The 16,495-nt window shown below is 75.9% G+C and carries 13 protein-coding genes; 6 read left to right on the top strand and 7 right to left on the bottom strand.

The genetic code is table 11. The features are described 5' to 3' along the window. Positions 1 to 19: 19 nt before the first annotated feature. The gene (locus GYH36_RS04430) at positions 20 to 949 is read right to left on the bottom strand and encodes a hypothetical protein (RefSeq protein ID WP_151192023.1); all 930 of its coding nucleotides are present in this window, start codon (positions 947 to 949) and stop codon (positions 20 to 22) included. Between the two features lie 81 nt (positions 950 to 1,030). On the opposite strand from GYH36_RS04430, the gene GYH36_RS04425 reads away from it, so the two are divergent. Continuing rightward, positions 1,031 to 1,459 (top strand): SRPBCC family protein, encoded by a 429-nt coding sequence (locus tag GYH36_RS04425; RefSeq protein WP_155098306.1) that lies wholly within the window; start codon positions 1,031 to 1,033, stop codon positions 1,457 to 1,459. A gap of 91 nt (positions 1,460 to 1,550) precedes the next feature. Here the strand turns inward: GYH36_RS04425 and GYH36_RS04420 are convergent, their stop codons facing one another. Beyond that, entirely contained in the window at positions 1,551 to 5,720 is a 4,170-nt protein-coding gene (locus GYH36_RS04420; RefSeq protein ID WP_162289208.1) for a DUF5979 domain-containing protein, read from the bottom strand. 149 nt (positions 5,721 to 5,869) lie between these two features. On the opposite strand from GYH36_RS04420, the gene GYH36_RS04415 reads away from it, so the two are divergent. Together GYH36_RS04415 and GYH36_RS04410 are read left to right on the top strand one after the other, a co-directional pair. Continuing rightward, positions 5,870 to 7,090, top strand: a complete 1,221-nt coding sequence (locus GYH36_RS04415) for a glycoside hydrolase family 3 N-terminal domain-containing protein (protein WP_312028506.1) — start codon at positions 5,870 to 5,872, stop codon at positions 7,088 to 7,090. Positions 7,091 to 7,156: 66 nt separating this feature from the next. Then, complete coding sequence (locus GYH36_RS04410; protein WP_024841290.1) at positions 7,157 to 8,209, top strand: LacI family DNA-binding transcriptional regulator; 1,053 nt, start codon at positions 7,157 to 7,159, stop codon at positions 8,207 to 8,209. Positions 8,210 to 8,219: 10 nt separating this feature from the next. Here GYH36_RS04410 and GYH36_RS04405 read toward each other — a convergent pair whose 3' ends face one another. From GYH36_RS04405 to GYH36_RS04390, 4 genes are all read right to left on the bottom strand, one after another. Continuing rightward, entirely contained in the window at positions 8,220 to 8,498 is a 279-nt protein-coding gene (locus GYH36_RS04405; RefSeq protein WP_024841291.1) for a hypothetical protein, read from the bottom strand. Positions 8,499 to 8,521: 23 nt separating this feature from the next. Beyond that, the gene (locus tag GYH36_RS04400; RefSeq protein WP_034604781.1) at positions 8,522 to 9,814 is read right to left on the bottom strand and encodes an inorganic phosphate transporter; all 1,293 of its coding nucleotides are present in this window, start codon (positions 9,812 to 9,814) and stop codon (positions 8,522 to 8,524) included. Positions 9,815 to 9,921: 107 nt separating this feature from the next. Next, positions 9,922 to 11,673, bottom strand: coding sequence for a hypothetical protein (locus GYH36_RS04395; protein ID WP_162289207.1), 1,752 nt, complete (start codon positions 11,671 to 11,673; stop codon positions 9,922 to 9,924). Between the two features lie 78 nt (positions 11,674 to 11,751). After that, positions 11,752 to 12,552 (bottom strand): NUDIX hydrolase, encoded by an 801-nt coding sequence (locus tag GYH36_RS04390; protein ID WP_034604791.1) that lies wholly within the window; start codon positions 12,550 to 12,552, stop codon positions 11,752 to 11,754. Positions 12,553 to 12,649: 97 nt separating this feature from the next. On the opposite strand from GYH36_RS04390, the gene GYH36_RS04385 reads away from it, so the two are divergent. From GYH36_RS04385 to GYH36_RS04375, 3 genes are all read left to right on the top strand, one after another. Further along, positions 12,650 to 13,714, top strand: a complete 1,065-nt coding sequence (locus tag GYH36_RS04385) for an SPFH domain-containing protein (RefSeq protein ID WP_115941373.1) — start codon at positions 12,650 to 12,652, stop codon at positions 13,712 to 13,714. Between the two features lie 2 nt (positions 13,715 to 13,716). Continuing rightward, on the top strand, positions 13,717 to 14,640 hold the full coding sequence (locus tag GYH36_RS04380) for a hypothetical protein (protein ID WP_162289206.1): 924 nt from the start codon (positions 13,717 to 13,719) through the stop codon (positions 14,638 to 14,640). 170 nt (positions 14,641 to 14,810) lie between these two features. Further along, positions 14,811 to 15,452 (top strand): double zinc ribbon domain-containing protein, encoded by a 642-nt coding sequence (locus GYH36_RS04375; RefSeq protein ID WP_197022560.1) that lies wholly within the window; start codon positions 14,811 to 14,813, stop codon positions 15,450 to 15,452. A gap of 66 nt (positions 15,453 to 15,518) precedes the next feature. Here GYH36_RS04375 and GYH36_RS04370 read toward each other — a convergent pair whose 3' ends face one another. Continuing rightward, on the bottom strand, positions 15,519 to 16,490 hold the full coding sequence (locus tag GYH36_RS04370) for a hypothetical protein (protein WP_162289205.1): 972 nt from the start codon (positions 16,488 to 16,490) through the stop codon (positions 15,519 to 15,521). Between the last annotated feature and the right edge of the window lie 5 nt (positions 16,491 to 16,495).

The following is a 16,495-nucleotide window of genomic DNA, read 5'->3' as shown; positions in this document are numbered from 1 at the left end:
GCGTGACGACGGCCTTGCGTCAGGCGTCGAGCGCGTCCGCGACGGTGCGCGCGACCTCGGGCACCGCGAGGTAGCCGGCGGGCCGGCCGTCGTCGAGCACGACGGCCGCCGCGTGGTGGCCGGGGGCGGCGTTCGCGACGACGAGCTCCTCGACCGGCGGCGCCGGCGGCCGGAGCGGGAACGCGTCCGGGCCGAGACCGTGCAGCGCGAGCGCGTCGCGCCGGTCCCGGACGGCGACCCAGCGCCGCACCGGCGCCGGGACGCGCAGCGGGGCGCGCGCCGCGAGCACGTCGCGGATCGCGCGGACGGCGAGCGGCGACCCGAGCGTGAGCAGCAGGGGCACGTCCCACCGCCCCGCGGCCGGGTGCTCGCGGAGCACCCCGTAGGCGACGACCGACCCGAGCGAGTGCGCGACGACGACGGCCGGCCCGTCGGTCGCCAGCGCGGCGGCGAGCGCGTCGTCCAGCACGGTGCGCACGTCCGGGTCGTGCAGGTACGCCCAGACGTCGCGGGCGAGCAGCACGACGACGGCGGCGCTGAGCCCGGGCACGGAACGGTCGAGCGCGGACAGCAGCAGGTTGACCCACGCGGCTCCGCCGCCCAGGCCCGAGCCCTCCGCGCGGACGGGCACGTCGGCCCCGGCCGCGCGCAGCACCTCCTCGGCGACGTCCGCGACGAACGCGAGCTCGTCGTCGGGCAGCACGGGTCCGGCCCCTCCGGCGGGGTCGTCGGCGGCGTGGACCGTGACCGGGGGTGGTGCCGCGTCGCCCGCGACGAGGCCGGCGAGCGCGTCGCCGTAGAACACGAACGACGTGTCCTCGTCGCGCAGGCGCAGGTCGGACCCGGCGGCCGCGAGGCCCGCGTCCAACGCGGTGACCCAGGTGCGGTCGAGCTGCTCGGCGTCGAGCCCCTGGTTGTCGCGGCCGTGGACGAGCACGAGTCGGGTCACCCGCCGAACCTACCGGCTGCCGGACCCGCCCGGAGGGTCTAGCGTCGGCCCCAGACCAGCACGCAGCACGGAGGTACGCACATGTCCGACCCCACTCTCACCGAGCACAGCACGTCCGTCGAGGTCCACGTCGGCCGGCCGCCGCAGGTCGTGTGGGCCGAGCTGATGCACCCGAGCGCCCGCTGGATGCTGGGCATGAACGTCGAGAGCGACTTCGTCCCGGGGAGCGCCATCACGTTCGAGGGCCACTACATGGGGCGCGAGTTCGCGGACTGGGGCACGGTCGTCGCCGTCGACCGCCCGCGCCTGCTGCACTTCACGCACTTCTCCCCGACGATGGGCCTGCCGGACGTGCCGGAGAGCTATCACGACATCGCGATCACGCTCGAGCCCGACGACTCCGGCACGCGCGTGCGCGTCGACGAGCGCAACATCGAGTCGGCCGAGCGCGCGGAGCGCGCCCGTGCCCTGTGGACGAAGGCGCTCGGGACGCTCGCCGGCCGCGACTGAGCGGTCCCCGCACGACGACGGGCCGGTCACCTCCGCGCGGAGGTGACCGGCCCGTCGCCGTGCGGCCGGAGGGACCCGGCCGACCGGCGCGTCAGGCGCTGCGGCGGCGCCTCGTCACCACGAGCAGCGCGGCTCCGCCCACGACGAGCAGCGCGCCGAGGCCCGCGAACAGGGCCGTGCTCGCGCCCGTCGTCGCGAGCCCGCCGCCGGCGGACGTCGCCGTGTTGGTCAGCGTCACGCCGACCGACCCGCCGCCGACCACGGTCACCGTGGTGACCTTCTCGCCGTCGACCGTGAAGTACGGCGTGCCCCAGTCGACACCCGCGACCGCCGGGAGGTCGACCTCGCGCAGCGTCACGACCGTGCCGTGCGGCAGGCCCTGCGGCCCGTCGACGACGGTCCCGTCGGCGCGCAGCGCGAGCGTGCCCGTGACGGCCTGGTCGCCGACCGTGTACTCGTACGCGACGGTGAACGTCGTGTCCGCGGGGACCGTGCCCTTCGCCTCGCCCGTGACGACCTTGTGGACGGAGAACCCGCCCGCGGCGACGTCGGCCGTGTTCGTCAGCGTGACGAGCGTGTTCTCGCCGTCGCCGACGGTCACGGACTGCGGGCTGAACTCCGCGGCGCCCCACGCCACGCCCGGCACGGTGGGCCGGACGGTCTCGGCGAACGTCACGACCGTCCCGACCGCAAGGTTCTGCGGGCCGTCGACGACGGTCCCGTCCGCGGTGACGACGAGCGTCCCCGTGGTCGGCACGCCCTCGAGCTCGTAGGAGTACTCGACCGTGAACTGCGCGTCACCCGGGACGGAGGCCGCGGCGCCGCCGACGACGTCCTTGGCGACCGAGAAGCCGCCGGTCCGGCCGTCCTGCGCGGTGTTCGTCAGGGTGACGAGCACGTTCTCGCCGTCGGCGACGGTGACGCTCTCCGGGCTGAAGACCGGGGCGCCCCACACGACGCCCGGCACGTCCGGCAGGTTCGTCTCCGTGAAGGTGACGACCGTGCCGACCGGGAGGTTCTGCGGGCCGTCGACGACGGTGCCGTCCGCGAGGACCGTGAGCGTCCCCGTGACCGGGGTGCCGTCGAGGTCGTACGCGTACTCGACGGTGAACGCGGTGTCGGCGGGGACGAGCGACGCTCCCTCGCCCGTGAGCGCCTTCGCGACGGAGAACCCGCCCGCGGGTGCCGTGGTCGCGTCGTTGGTCACGACGACCTCGGCGGTCTCGCTGGTCGACGTGAGGGTGATCGAGGCGGGCTCGAACGTGGGGGTGCCCCACACGACGCCGTCGACGTCGGGCAGCGTGGTCTCGGCGAACGTCACGACCGTGCCGAGCGGCAGGCTCACGCCCGCGTCGACCGCACCACCGCCGGCGGCGACGACGACCTCACCGGTCGACGGGCCCTCGTACGACGTGCCCGCGGGGAGCTGCGCCGTCCACGTGACCGTGAACTCGGTGCCGTCGGGGACGAGCCCCGCGGCCTCGCCCGCGACCTGCTTCTCGACGGAGAAGGTGCCGAAGAGCTCGGTCGCGGTGTTCGTCACCGTGACGGTGACGACCTGGCCGTCGGCGACGGTCACGGTCTCGGGGTCGAACGCCGGGGCGCCCCACACGACGCCGTCGAACTCGGGGATCTCCGGCTCGGCGAAGGTGACGACCGTGCCGATCGGCAGGTCCAGCGGGCCCGCGACCACGGTGCCGTCCGTGAGCAGCGCGAACGTGCCGCTCGTCGCGCCGTCGTAGACGATGCCGTCGGGGATCTCTGCGGTCCACTCCACGGTGAACTCCGTGCCGGCCGGGACGCGGCCCGCGCCGGTGCCCTCGACGACCTTCACGGCCTGGAAGCCGCCGACCTGCAGCGTCGCGGTGTTCGTCACGACGACCTCGGCGTTCACGTCGTCCGCCACGGTGACCGACTCGGGGCTGATCTGCGGCGCACCCCAGATGACGCCGGGGAGGGTCGGCAGGTCGACCTCGGTGAACGTCACGACCGTGCCGACCGGCAGGTTCTGCGGACCGTCCACCGGCGTGCCGTCCGCCAGGACCGTCAGCGAGCCCGTGACCGTCGTGCCGTCGAGCTCGTAGGAGTACTCGACCGTGAACTGCGCGTCGTCCGGGACCAGGCCGGACGCCTCGCCCTCGACCGACTTCGCGACCGAGAAGCCGCCCGCGGGCGCGTCCGTCGCGGTGTTCGTCAGGGTCACCAGGGCGTTCTCGCCGTCACCCACCGTCACGCTCGACGGGGAGAACGACGGCGCGCCCCACACGACGCCCTCGACCTCGGGCAGCTGCACCTCGATGAACGTCACGACCGTGCCCACCGGCAGGTTCTGCGGACCGTCCACCGGCGTGCCGTCCGCCAGGACCGTCAGCGAGCCCGTGACCGTCGTGCCGTCGAGCTCGTAGGAGTACTCGACCGTGAACTGCGCGTCGTCCGGGACCAGGCCGGACGCCTCGCCCTCGACCGACTTCGCGACCGAGAAGCCGCCGACCTGCTGCACGGCGGCGTTGGTCACCGTGACGAGCGTGTTCGTCCCGTCGCCGACCGTCACGCTCGACGGGTCGAGCACGGGCGTGCCCCAGGAGATGCCGGGCACCTCGGGGAAGACGGTCTCCTCGAACGTCACGACCGTGCCGACCGGGAGGTCCTGCGGGCCGTCGGCGACGGTCCCGTCCGCGAGGACGGTGACCGTCCCCGTGGTCGCGCCGTCGTAGACGACGCCGTCGGGCACCTGCGCGGTCCACGCGACGGTGAACGACGCGTCACCCGGGACGGCTCCGGCCCCGGAGCCCTGCACGGCCTTGCTCAGCGAGAACCCGCCGACGGCGAGCGTCGCGGTGTTGGTCAGGGTGACGGCGGTCGTCGAGCCCGCGCCGATCGTGATCTCGGCCGACGGGTCGAACGCGGGCGTGCCCCACGCGATGCCCGGCAGCTCCGGGAGCGTCGGCTCGGCGAGCGTGACGACGGTGCCCTCGGGCAGGTCGGACGGCCCGTCCACCACGGTGCCGTCGGCGAGCAGCGTCAGGGTGCCGCTGGTCTCGCCCTCGTACACGACGCCGTCGGGGATCTGCGCGGACCACGTGACCGTGAACTCGGTGCCGGCCGGGACGGAGGCCGCGCCGGTGCCGTCGACGAGCTTCGCGACGGAGAAGCCGCCCTCGCTGCCCGCGATGCAGTCGAACGGCCCCGGGCCGATCCACGGGTAGTTGTGCTGCTCGTTGCCGGAGCCGGCCGTCGTCAGGTCGTTGCCGACGTACACGCGGCCGTTCGTGCTCGACGTGATCGTCGAGCTCGCGGCCGGGGCGAGGATCGACCCGATGAACTGGCCGCTCCCGGTGATGTCGACCTGCTCGGCGTCGACGAAGTTCCACAGGATGCGCGACGCGGCCTCGCCGAGCGCGGCGCTCGAGAGGTCGTCCGCACGCACGCCGTTGTAGTCGACGTAGTTCGCGGACACCGCGACCGGGCCGCCGACGACGTTGATCACGACGGGCGCGTCGGCCGGGATCCCGGCGAAGAAGAACTCGGACGCGCCGTCGAGGTCCGCGGCGTCGATCGTGAACGCCTGCAGCGTGACGTTCGACGGGTCGGTGCTCGTGAAGGTCACGCGCCCGCCGTCGCGCGTCGCCGTCCCGGTGGCGGTCGCCGTGCCGAGCGTCGCCGACGTCTCGGTGATGACGTCCTGGAAGTCGGCGAACGGCGACATCGCGGCGGCCTGGCCCATGCCGGTGGTCACGGGCGCGCCCTGGGTCTCGGGCTGGCCTGCGGCAGCCGTCAGGGCCCCGCCCACCTGCACCGCGCCGCCGGGCGTGAGGCCCGCGCCGACCTGGACGGTGTTCGTCCCGACGATCGTCAGGTCGCCGCCGACGGCGAGCATGAGCGCGCCGGGGTCGGGCGCGATCTGCGAGCCGACGCCGACCGTCCCGACGTTGAAGAGGCCGTCCGGGTCCTTGTCGAACGTCGCGTCGCCGCGCACGAGCAGCACGCCCTCGGACTCGGCGGCGCTGCCCGTCGCGAGGTAGTTGCCCCCCGCGTACACGGCCACGTTGTTGTCGGTGAACTTCGGCGGCAGGTTCCCGATGCCCGGCATCTCGCCGGGGGCGGGGCACTGCCCGGGGACCGCGGACGCGGGCGCGGCGGAGGGGCCGGCGACCACGACGAGCGCACCGGACAGCGCCAGCGCGGCCGCGGTGGCCGCGGCGAGCAGCCGACGCGGTCCGCGTGGCCTCGCGGAGGTGAAGGGGGACGAGCTGCGGGTCATGGGTGCTCCAGGTAGACGTTCGCCGAGGAGGGGGACCCCGGCCTCGCTTCCACCGGTGAGACGTCGATCGCCTCCCGCCATGACGGCGCTTCCGTGTGGCGTGCGTCACTCTCTCACCGCATGGGTAGGTTAGACCGCTGGAGGTATCCGTGACCCCTCGTGCACGCACCGTCTGGATCGTCGTCGCCCTCGTCAGCGCGCTCGCCGCCGTCGCGGCGGTCGCCTGGTATCTCGCCCGCCCCGCACCCGCACCCGCGCCGTCCCCGACCCCGTCCGGCGCGCCGACCGTCGCGCCGGACCCGTCGCCGACGCCCACGCCGCCGACGCCGTCCACGCCGCCCGAGGACCCGCTCGCGGGGTGGTCGCTCGAGCAGAAGGTCGGGCAGCTCTTCATGGTCGGCGTCGACGTGAGCGCCCCGCAGCAGACGAGCTACGACGCGGTGTCACGCCTGCACGTCGGCAACGTGTTCCTCGCCGGTCGCTCGCAGGCGGGCACCGGTCCGACGGCGGACCTCGTCGCGGGCTTCACCGCGCTCGTCTCGCCGGAGACGACGAACGGCACGCCGCTGTTCGTCGCGACCGACCAGGAGGGCGGGTACGTCCAGGTGCTGCGCGGGCCCGGGTTCTCCCAGATCCCCACGGCCCTCGACCAGGCCGGGCTCGACCCGTCCGCGCTCCGGGCCGACGCGACCACGTGGGGCGCCGAGCTCGCCGCCGCGGGCGTCAACCTCAACCTCGCGCCCGTCATGGACCTCGTGCCCGAGGCCACGGCCGCGCAGAACCCGCCGATCGGGTACTTCCAGCGCAGCTACGGGTTCACGCCCGACGCCGTCACGTCGCACGCGAACGCGTTCAGCGCCGGCATGGAGGCCTCGGGCGTGGACGTGACGATCAAGCACTTCCCGGGCCTGGGGCGCGTCGCCGAGAACACCGACACCGACGCGGGCGTCACGGACGACGTGACCACGCGCGACGACCCGTCCGTGGCGGTCTTCGCCTCGGGGATCGAGGCGGGCGCCGCGTTCGTCATGACGTCGACCGCGGTCTACACGCAGATCGACCCGTCGCTCCCGGCGGCCTTCTCGCCCGTCGTCGTCGACGGGATGCTCCGCGAGGACCTCGGGTTCGACGGCGTCGTCATCACCGACGACGTGTCAGCGGCGCAGCAGGTGCAGGCCTGGTCGCCCGCCGAGCGTGCCGTCCTCACGATCGAGGCGGGCGGCGACATGGTGCTCGCCTCGGCGGACCCGGGAGTCGTCGAGCCGATGGTGGCGGCCGTCGTCGAGCGCGCGAGCACGGACCCGGCGTTCGCCGCGAAGGTCGACGCGGCGGTGCAGCGCGTGCTCGCCGCGAAGGAGCGGCTGCGCTGAGACGCGCCCGCGGGGATGTCCGCGGGTCCCGGACCGGCCGGGTGGCCGGGCGGTATAACTGACGCCATGACAGCCCGTCAGCCCGCACCCCGCCCGACGCTCGAGGCCGTCGCGGCCGTCGCGGGCGTGTCCCGAGCCACCGTCTCACGCGTGATCAACGGCGTGCCGACCGTCGACCCGGCGATCGTCGAGGTCGTCGAGAAGGCGATCGACGAGACGGGCTACGTCCCCAACCTCGCCGCGCGCACGCTCGTCACGCGCCGCACGGGGTCCGTCGCGCTCGTCGTCTCGGAGCCCACCGAGCACGGCTCGTCGAGCCCGTTCCTCGAGCGGCTGTTCACCGACCCGTACATCGGCCGCGTGACCGCCGGGGCCCAGCAGGTGCTGCGCCCGCGCGACATCCACCTCGCGATCCTGCCCGCCGACCCGCCCGCGCACGACCAGGTGGTGCGCTACGTGCGCCAGGGGCACGTCGACGGGGTCCTCCTCGTCACGTCGAGCGCGGGCGATCCCCTGCCCGCACGGTTCGCCGCGCTCGCGACGCCGGTCGTGCTCTCGACGCACATCGACGGCGCGGACGAGGCGGCGGGCGTGAGCTGGGTCGACCTCGACCAGGCCGCAGGCGGCCGGCTCGCCGCCGAGCGCCTCGTGAGCACCGGGCGCACGCGCCTCGCGACCGTCGCCGGGCCCACGGACGTCCCGTTCGCGCGGGCCCGGCTCGACGGGTTCCTCGGAGCCGTGCGCGAGGCGGGGCTCGCGGAGCCCCTCGTCGTCGAGGGCGACTTCACGCGCGCGAGCGGCGAGACGGCGGCGCGCGAGCTGCTCGCGGCCCGGCCCGACGTGGACGGCGTCTTCGCGGCGAGCGACCTCATGGCCGACGGCGCGTCCACGGCGCTGCAGGCGGCGGGCCGCCGCGTGCCCGAGGACGTCGCGCTCGTGGGCTTCGACGACTCGACGGTCGCGCCGCAGTCGCACCCGCCGCTCACGACGGTGCGTCAGCCGGTCGAGGAGATGGCAGCCGAGATGGCCCGGCTCCTGCTCGCCGTGATCGACGACCCGGCGACGGAGCCGCGCTCGGTCGTCTTCGACCCGAGCCTCGTGGTGCGCCGCTCGGCCTGAGCGGGCCGGGTCAGTGGCCCCCGCCCGCGACGAAGGCGATGCCCCCGGCGATGGCGAGGACGACGACGGCGAAGCACACCGCCGCGCCGACCTGACGGGGCCGTGTCGCGCGCTCGACGCGCACGGTCCGGCCGTCGGACGTGAAGCGGCCGTCCGGGGTGCCGACCTCGACCGGGACGGCACGCCCCGCGGCGAGCCGGACCCCGAGCGCGAACAGCGCGGGCAGGCCCGCGCCGACGACGAGGCCGGCGACGACGACCTTGAGCAGCGAGTCGATCTCGACGAACACGGTTCTCTCCTGTCGCGGTCGGGTCAGACGCCCGCGCGCTGGCGCGAGGCGGGGGTGGACGGTGCGGGCGTCGCCGCCGGGGCGGCGGTCGCGGGGGTCTCAGCGCCGGTGAACGGGTCGGCGACGTCGAGGCGGCGCTCGAGCGCGGCCTCGCGCGCCTCGACGACCTCGGTCTCGAGCCCGGCGTCGACCGCGCCCTCCTCCCAGGCGTCATTGACGTTGGTGTGGTCCACGGGCTTGCGGCGCGACGCGACCCAGATGGCGACGGACGTCGCGACGAGGACCGCGAACACCACGACGGTCCCGGCGGCGCCCCCGATCCCGTGCTGGATGCCGTAGCACGCCGCCCCGACGAGGCCGGCCGCCGGGAGCGTGAGGCCCCACGCGGCGAGCATGCGGCCCGCGACGCCCCAGCGGACCTTGGCGCCGGGCATGCCGACCCCCGAGCCGAGGATCGAGCCGGTGGCGACGTGCGTCGTCGACAGCGAGTAGCCGAAGAAGCCGGACATGAGGATGACGGCCGCGGACGACGTCTCGGCGGCCATGCCCTGGCGCGTGTCGATCTCGACGAGGCCCTTGCCAAGGGTGCGGATGATGCGCCAGCCGCCGAGGTACGTGCCGAGGGCCATGAAGAACGCGCACGACAGGATGACCCAGAACGGCACGCCCGAGTCGGCGGGCACCGCGCCCGCCGCGATGAGCGCGAGCAGGATGATGCCCATCGACTTCTGCGCGTCGTTGGTGCCGTGCGCGAGCGAGACGAGCGACGCGGAGCCGACCTGGCCCCAGCGGAACGCGCGCGTCGACACGTCCTCGGGGACGTCGCGCGTAAGGCGCGCGACGGCCCACGTGCCCGCGCTCGCGACGCCGACCGCGATGAGCGGGGCGAGCAGGGCGGGGATGAGCACCTTGGCCGCGACGCCGCTCCAGATGACGCCCTGCGAGCCGACGGCCGCGAGCACCGAGCCCACGACGCCGCCGACGAGCGCGTGCGACGAGCTCGACGGGATGCCGAGCAGCCACGTCAGCAGGTTCCAGGTGATGCCACCCACGAGGCCCGCGAGGACGACCTCGAGGGTGATGACGTTCGCGTCGACCAGTCCCTTCGCGATGGTCGCCGCGACGGCCAGGGAGAGGAACGCCCCGACCATGTTGAGGACCGCGGAGAGGGCGACGGCGGTCTTGGGCTTGAGGGCCTTGGTGGCGATGGACGTGGCCATCGCGTTGCCCGTGTCGTGGAAGCCGTTGGTGAAGTCGAAGGCCAGTGCGGTCACGACGACGAGCACCAGCAGGAGCGTCTCGGTCACGTCCTCCATGGTGGGGTCAGGGCCGGGCCCGGCTCGACCATCCTGTGGATTCTTCCGCCACTGTTCACCGACAGTTCATCCGGCGTTCGAAGCCCTGTTCGAACGCCGGACGAGGGTCAGGCGGGCGTCCGCGCGCCGACGTCGGCGAGCGCCTCGTCGAGGTCGGAGACCACGGTCGCGACGGCCTCGCGCTGGGTCCTCGCGCGGTCCGCCTCGGCCGCGACGTCGCGACGCGCCGCGGCGAGGTCGGCGTCGAACTGCTCGGCGCGCTGCTGCGCCTGCATGCGCTGGTCGCGGCCCCGCTGCTCGCCCGCGAACCACTGCCACGCGGCGACGACGCCCGCGACGACGGTCACGACGAACCACGCCGGACCGGCCACGATCCCGAGCACGAGCGCGACGACGGCGGCGGCCCCCGCCGCGCCGACGACGCCCCACGACGGCCCCTCCACGGGCCGCGCGAGGAGCTCGGCACGCGCGGTCGCGGCGGGCGCGGTGGCGTCGTCCGTCGGCGTGACCGTCACGGTGCGCCCCCCGAGGCGCAGCGCGCGGGACGGCGCCGGGGCCGCCGCGAGCTGCGCGGCGCGCGCGTGGCTCGCGTCGCGCAGGTCGTCGGCGACCAGCGGGGCGACGAACGCGGCGCGGCCCGGGTCGGTGCCCCGCGCGTCGGCCACGAGGAGGTCGACGAGCGTCCCCGCGGACGCGTCCCAGGCCGGGCCGTCGTCCTCCGGCGCGCGCCCGACGCGCTCGCCGAGCACCTCGGCCCGCTGGAGGAGGTCACGCTCGACGGGCGCCCCCTCGTCCACGAGCGACCCGACGACGCGCAGCAGCGCCTCGCCGGGCGCCTCGGCGTCCTCGTCGCCCCCGGGGGCGGCGGTCGCGCCGGACGGGACCCCCGCCGCGCCGAGCAGGAGCGGGCGGGGCTCGGCGGCCGGCGCGACGATCTCACCGTCCGCGACGGCGCGCGACCACGCCGCCCAGGACCGCAGGAGGGGCAGGGTGTCCGGCGCGGCGGCCCGACGGCGGCCGCGTGCGTGGTCCGCGGGCGTGCCCCAGTCCGCGCCGCCGCCGGGCAGCGCGGGCGCGGCCTCCAGGAGGCGCGTGCGCCACCGCGCGCGGGCGTCGTCGTCGAGCAGCGCGACGCGCTCGCGGAGCGCGCGGCGCACGTCCGCCGCGCCGTCGTCGCCGAGGGCGCCCGCCGCGGCGGCGAGCCACAGCGCGCGCTCGGCGCCCGTCACGAGCACCTCGTCGGGCGCCGGGTCCCCGGCCGCCGCGCGCGCCGACGTCGTCCGTGCGGGCGCGGGCTCGGGCGCCCCGTCCGCGCTGCCCCAACCGGCGGCGGGCAGGACGGGGGCGTCGAGGGCCCACGGCGCCCACTCGCGCGCGAGCCCGGGCCGCCCGACGAGCGCGCACACGGCGACGAGGTACGTCGCCGCACGGCGCCGGTCGCGCAGGAGGGCCTCCTGGGCGGCCTCGGCGTCGACACGGCCCGCGGGCAGGTCGGCCACCGCGAGCGCGGCGGGGACGAGCCAGTAGCCGGGGACGTCGGCGAGGTCGGGCGCGCGGCGCAGGTGCGACACGTCGCCCTCGCCCGTGACGACGGCGCGCGTCAGGGCGCGGGCCGCGTCGCGCGCCCGGCGCGCGGGCGCGAACAGCGCGAGCTCCTCGCGCACCTCGCCGAGCTCGATGAGCGCGTTGACGAGGCGCTGCAGCACCTCGACGCGGCTCGAGAGGTCGCCCTCGAGCGAGCGCAGGCGCCGGTTGAGGGCCGCCTCGCGCGACCGCGCCATCGCGGCCTGGGCGGCCAGCTCGTCCGAGAGGGCGCGCATGTTGCCCTGGTCGCTGCGCCAGGAGCTGTAGGTCGACATGCGCGCGAGCGTACCCACGCAGGCCGGGCTGTCGAGGGGGAGAACTCCCCCGTCGGCGCGCCGCGGCCGCGCCGGGCGTCAGCGCCGCGGGCGCATGAGCGGGGGGTCGAGCACGGCGGGCACGGAGGCGGGCGCGTCGTCGGGGTCGACGTCGGCGGGCCGCGCGTCCGCCGCGGCGCCCGTGCCCGAGGTTGCGGGCGCCGCGCGGTAGAGCGCCGCGGGCCGGCCCGTGCCGCCCGACGTCGTGCGGCCCGTCTCCTCGAGGAAGCCGGCGGTCGTCGTCGCCTTGCGCGAGAAGTTGCGCGGGTCGAGCCGCACGCCCCACACGGCCTCGTAGACGCGCCGCAGGTCGGCGACGGTGAACTCGGGCGGGCAGAACGCCGTCGCGAGCGCCGAGTACTCGAGCTTGGCGCGGGCGCGCTCGACGCCGTCGGCGAGGATCCGCGCGTGGTCGAACGCGAGGCGGTCGTCGGGCCCGGCCCCGAGCAGGGGCTCGACGGGGTGCCAGGCCGCGCCCCCGGCGTCGGACCCCGCGTGCACGACGCCGAACTCGGGCGCGAGCAGCAGGTACGCGACGGACAGGACGGGGCCGCGCGGGTCGCGGTCGAGCGGCCCGTACGTGCGCAGCTGCTCGAGGTGCCCGGGCGGCCGGACGCCGGTCTCCTCCGCGAGCTCGCGGCGCGCGGCGGCCGCGAGCCGCTCCCCGGGCAGGACGAACCCGCCCGGGAGGGCGAGCGCGCCGCGGAAGGGCTCGACCCCGCGCTCGACGAGGAGCACGTGGAGCGCGTCGTCGCGCACGGTGAGCGCGACGACGTCGACGGTCACGGGCAGCAGCGCGGCCGAGGGCGGGACGGCGCGGGCCGGGTCCGGGGTGCTCATGCGGACGATCATCGCACGTTCGTGTCAGATTGACGAGAACCCATGGCCGTGCCTACGCTCTTATCGTCAGAATGACGAAAAGCGATCGGAGACGACCATGGCCACCATCCGGACCTACCCCTGGACCCGGCACTTCCTCGGCAGCCCCACCGGGCACGTCGTGCACCTGCGCCGCGGCCGCGTCGCCCACGAGGGCGTGGGGCAGGCGTTCTGGTTCCGTCCGACGACGTCGGTCCTCTCGGAGGTCCCCGTCGACGACCAGGAGCTGCCCGTCTTCTTCCACGCCGTGACCTCCGACCACCAGGACGTCACCGTCCAGGCGGGCGTGACGTACCGGTTCGCCGACCCCGTGACGGTCTCGCAGCGCCTCGACTTCGCGATCGACCCCGGCACCGGCGAGGTCAGCACCGCGGGGCGCGACCAGGTGACGAGCATCGTCGGACGCCTCGCGCAGAGCCGGGCGACCGACGCGCTCGCCGCGATGCCGCTCGCCGACGCGCTCACCGCCGGCGTGCCGCACGTGCGCGACGTCCTCACCGAGGCGCTCACCACGGACCCGCGCCTCGCCGCGACGGGGATCGTCGTGATCGGCGTCCAGGTGCTCGCCGTCCGCCCCGAGAAGGACGTCGAGCGCGCGCTGCAGATGCCGGCGCGCGAGCACGTCCAGGCCGAGGCCGACCGCGCGACGTACGAGCGGCGCGCGCTCGCGGTCGAGCGCGAGCGCGCGATCGCCGAGAACGAGCTCGCGAGCAAGATCGAGCTCGCGACGCGCCGCGAGCGCCTCGTCGCCCAGGAGGGCGCGAACGCCCGGCGCGAGGCCGAGGAGAAGGCCGCGGCCGCGCTCGTCGACGCCCGAGCGACGGCCGAGCGCGCACAGCTCGCGACCGACGCGAAGGCCGAGCAGGTGCGCGTCGTCGGCGCGGCGGAGGCCGCGGCCGAGCAGGCGCGCATGGAGGTCTACGCGAACGCCGGCCAGGGCACGCTGCTCGCGCTCGCGCTCCGCGAGGCGGCCGGGTCGCTCCCCGACGTCCAGAACCTCACCATCACGCCGGACCTGCTCACCGGGGTCCTGGGGACCCTCGCCCGCGGGATGGCCGGGGACGGCGGGCCGACCGGGCCGCAGGGCGGCACCGGAGCGGCGACCACCGGGAAGGCGGCCTGAGGATGCTGAGGCGACGCGCCGTCGTCGTCCACCGGCGCACCGAGCTCGACGACCTGGTGGACCGCCACGGCACCCGGGGCCAGGCCGAGTTCTTCCTCCGCTCGCGCGGCCGGTCGCTCGCCGAGGTCCAGGCGAGGCACGACGCGCTCACGGCGGCGCGCGACGCCGTCGTGGCCGCCCTCCCCGCCGGGTGGGCGCGCGCGGACGTCGAGCGCGGCGACCTGTCGCGGTTCCTCGTCGCACCCGAGGACGTCGTGGTCGTCGTCGGCCAGGACGGTCTCGTCGCGAACGTCGCCAAGTACCTGGACGGCCAGCCCGTGCTGGGCGTCGACCCCGAGCCGGGCGTCAACGCCGGCGTGCTCGTGCGCCACCCGGTCGCGGCCGCGACGGCCCTCCTGCGCGGCCTCGGCACCGAGGACGACGCACCCGGCGGCGCGCCCGACCGCGTCGCGACCCTCCCCGTCGACGCGCTCACCATGGTCCGCGCCGACCTCGACGACGGGCAGCACCTCACGGCGCTCAACGAGGTGTTCGTCGGGCACTCGAGCCACCAGAGCGCGCGCTACACGCTGCGGTGCGCGGCGGGCGAGGAGCGCCAGTCGTCGTCGGGCGTGCTCGTCGCGACGGGCACGGGCGCCACCGGGTGGTGGGCGTCGCTCGCCCACGACCGCGGCGGTCGTCCCGCGCCGGGCCGCACCGAGCACCGGCTCGGCTGGTTCGTGCGCGAGGCGTGGCCCTCGCCGTCGACCGGGGCGTCCCTCACCGAGGGCTACGTCGAGGACGGCGCCGACGTCGCGCTCGTCGTCGCGTCGGACCGGCTCGTCGTGTTCGGCGACGGCGTGGAGGTCGACCGCCTCGTCGCCTCGTGGGGCCAGACGGTCACCGTCCGCACCGCGGACGCGCCGCTGCGCCTCGTCCGGCCCTGACCCGGCCCAGGCCCTCGCCGGACGCGGCCGCTCTGCCCGATTTCACCCGGTGATCCCCCACGGTCGGCGGGTCGATAGGTAGCATCGCAGCGGTCACGGGATCCCCATGACGCCCCCTCCTGCGGTTCCCCTCCGCAGGTCACAGCCCACGAGCCGCCGAGGTCCGACCCATGAGCACGCCCATCGCCTTCACCGACAACGTCCGCGACCTGTCGAACTCGGGCGGGTACCAGTTCGAGTTCCGGTGCGAGCGGTGCGGCAACGGTTACCGCTCCGCGTACCAGACGGACGTCGTGGCCAAGGGGAGCAGCCTCATCAAGGCCGCGGGCCGCCTCTTCGGCGGCAAGGTCGCGGACCTGTCCTACGCGGCGGGGTCGTGGGCCGCGGACCGCCAGACCAACTCGCAGGCGAAGGACAAGGCGCTCGACGCCGCCGTCGGCGAGGTGCGCGACGCGTTCCGCCAGTGCCACGGGTGCGGCGACTGGATGTGCCACGAGGTCTGCTGGAACGACGCCGTCGGGCAGTGCGTGCGCTGCTCGCCCAAACAGGCCGAGGAGCTCGCGCAGCTCCAGGCCGAGGCTCGCCGCTACCAGCTGCGGGACCAGCTCCGCACGACCGACCTCGTCGGCGGCACGGACCTCGCGACGCCGGCCGTGACGCAGTGCCCGTCGTGCGCGGCGAAGGTCGGCGGCGGCAAGTTCTGCCCCGAGTGCGGCGAGCGCCTCGCGCCGAGCACCGCGTGCCGCGAGTGCGGTGCCGAGAGCACGCCGGGCGCGCGGTTCTGCGCGGAGTGCGGCAGCCCGCACGTCTGACCGCCCGCCGAGCATGCGGTCGTCGACCGTCCCGGGCCTCTGACGGGCGGCAACCGCATGCTCGGCTCAGCCCTGGTGACGCCCGTCGTCCGTCTGGGCCCGTTCGCGCGCGGCCCGCTCGCGGCGTGCGCGCAGCACCGCCTCGCGGCGCTCCCCGATCGCGTCGCTCGACAGGCTCGTCAGGCTGTCCCGGGACGCACGGGCAGCGGCACGCTCGGCCTCGACGCGCGCGCGGTGCTCGGCCGACTGCGGGCGCGAGCGCACGACGCGCGGGCCGTCGCGCAGGTCACGACGGTCACCGTGCTGCGCGATCCACCGCTCGCGCCGCGCCTCGCGCACGCGCTCCCCGTGGAACCGCCACGCCCACCGGCGTCGCAGGGCGACCACCGACCACAGCGCGAACGGGACCGCCGTCAGGACGAGCCCGGTGCGCCACCCCGACGGGAGCGCGGTCGAGGCCCCGGCGCTCGCGAGCACCCAGGCGACGCCCGCGGGGACGGCGGCCCCCGCCTCGCGCCGGTCCGGTCGCCAGCCGCACACGGCGAAGCGCACGAGCGTGTCCGTGAGTCGCGAGCGCCGCTGCGGCTGCAGGACGAGGGGGACGCGGCCCGGGACGGCCGTGCCGAGCGTCGCGCCCGCGACGACCCGGCTCGTGAACGACACGCGGTCGCCCCGCGACGACGGTCGCAGCGCGCGCCCGGCGTGCACGAACGCCAGCGCGGCGAGCGGCCACACCGCGCACGAGACGTACCAGGCGACGGGCCCGGCGAGCACGACGAGCACCGGCGCGAGCACGGCGAGCCGGCCGAGCGCGGCGCCCGGGTCGGCGACGACCTCGGCCCACGGCACCTGCGTCTCCGGCGGCTCGACGAGCCCCCGGACCGCGACCGAGAGGTACAGGCCCGCGAGGGCGATCCCGACCGCCGTCAGCCCGAGCGCGACGGCGAGGTAGCCCAGGGGCCGCAGCCGCAGCGCCACGGGCCCGGGCGGGGTCGCGTCGTGCGTCGTGCGCGGGTCGGGGACCGTCGTCCCGGTCATCGCGT

It is taken from the genome of Cellulosimicrobium composti (genome assembly GCF_010287905.1).
Taxonomy (GTDB): Bacteria; Actinomycetota; Actinomycetes; order Actinomycetales; family Cellulomonadaceae; genus Cellulosimicrobium; species Cellulosimicrobium composti.
The sequence above is the reverse complement of the archived record's forward strand: the minus strand, read 5'-3'. Positions and strand labels throughout refer to the sequence as shown.

Bases quoted from the DNA above. Each gene is read 5' to 3' on its own strand.
- GYH36_RS04380 (WP_162289206.1), top strand. From the start codon at position 13,717: ATGCTGAGGCGACGCGCCGTCGTCGTCCACCGGCGCACCGAGCTCGAC.
- GYH36_RS04400 (WP_034604781.1), bottom strand. From the start codon at position 9,814: ATGGAGGACGTGACCGAGACGCTCCTGCTGGTGCTCGTCGTCGTGACC.
- GYH36_RS04395 (WP_162289207.1), bottom strand. From the start codon at position 11,673: ATGTCGACCTACAGCTCCTGGCGCAGCGACCAGGGCAACATGCGCGCC.
- GYH36_RS04375 (WP_197022560.1), top strand. From the start codon at position 14,811: ATGAGCACGCCCATCGCCTTCACCGACAACGTCCGCGACCTGTCGAAC.
- GYH36_RS04425 (WP_155098306.1), top strand. From the start codon at position 1,031: ATGTCCGACCCCACTCTCACCGAGCACAGCACGTCCGTCGAGGTCCAC.
- GYH36_RS04370 (WP_162289205.1), bottom strand. From the start codon at position 16,490: ATGACCGGGACGACGGTCCCCGACCCGCGCACGACGCACGACGCGACC.
- GYH36_RS04420 (WP_162289208.1), bottom strand. From the start codon at position 5,720: ATGACCCGCAGCTCGTCCCCCTTCACCTCCGCGAGGCCACGCGGACCG.
- GYH36_RS04385 (WP_115941373.1), top strand. From the start codon at position 12,650: ATGGCCACCATCCGGACCTACCCCTGGACCCGGCACTTCCTCGGCAGC.
- GYH36_RS04410 (WP_024841290.1), top strand. From the start codon at position 7,157: ATGACAGCCCGTCAGCCCGCACCCCGCCCGACGCTCGAGGCCGTCGCG.
- GYH36_RS04390 (WP_034604791.1), bottom strand. From the start codon at position 12,552: ATGAGCACCCCGGACCCGGCCCGCGCCGTCCCGCCCTCGGCCGCGCTG.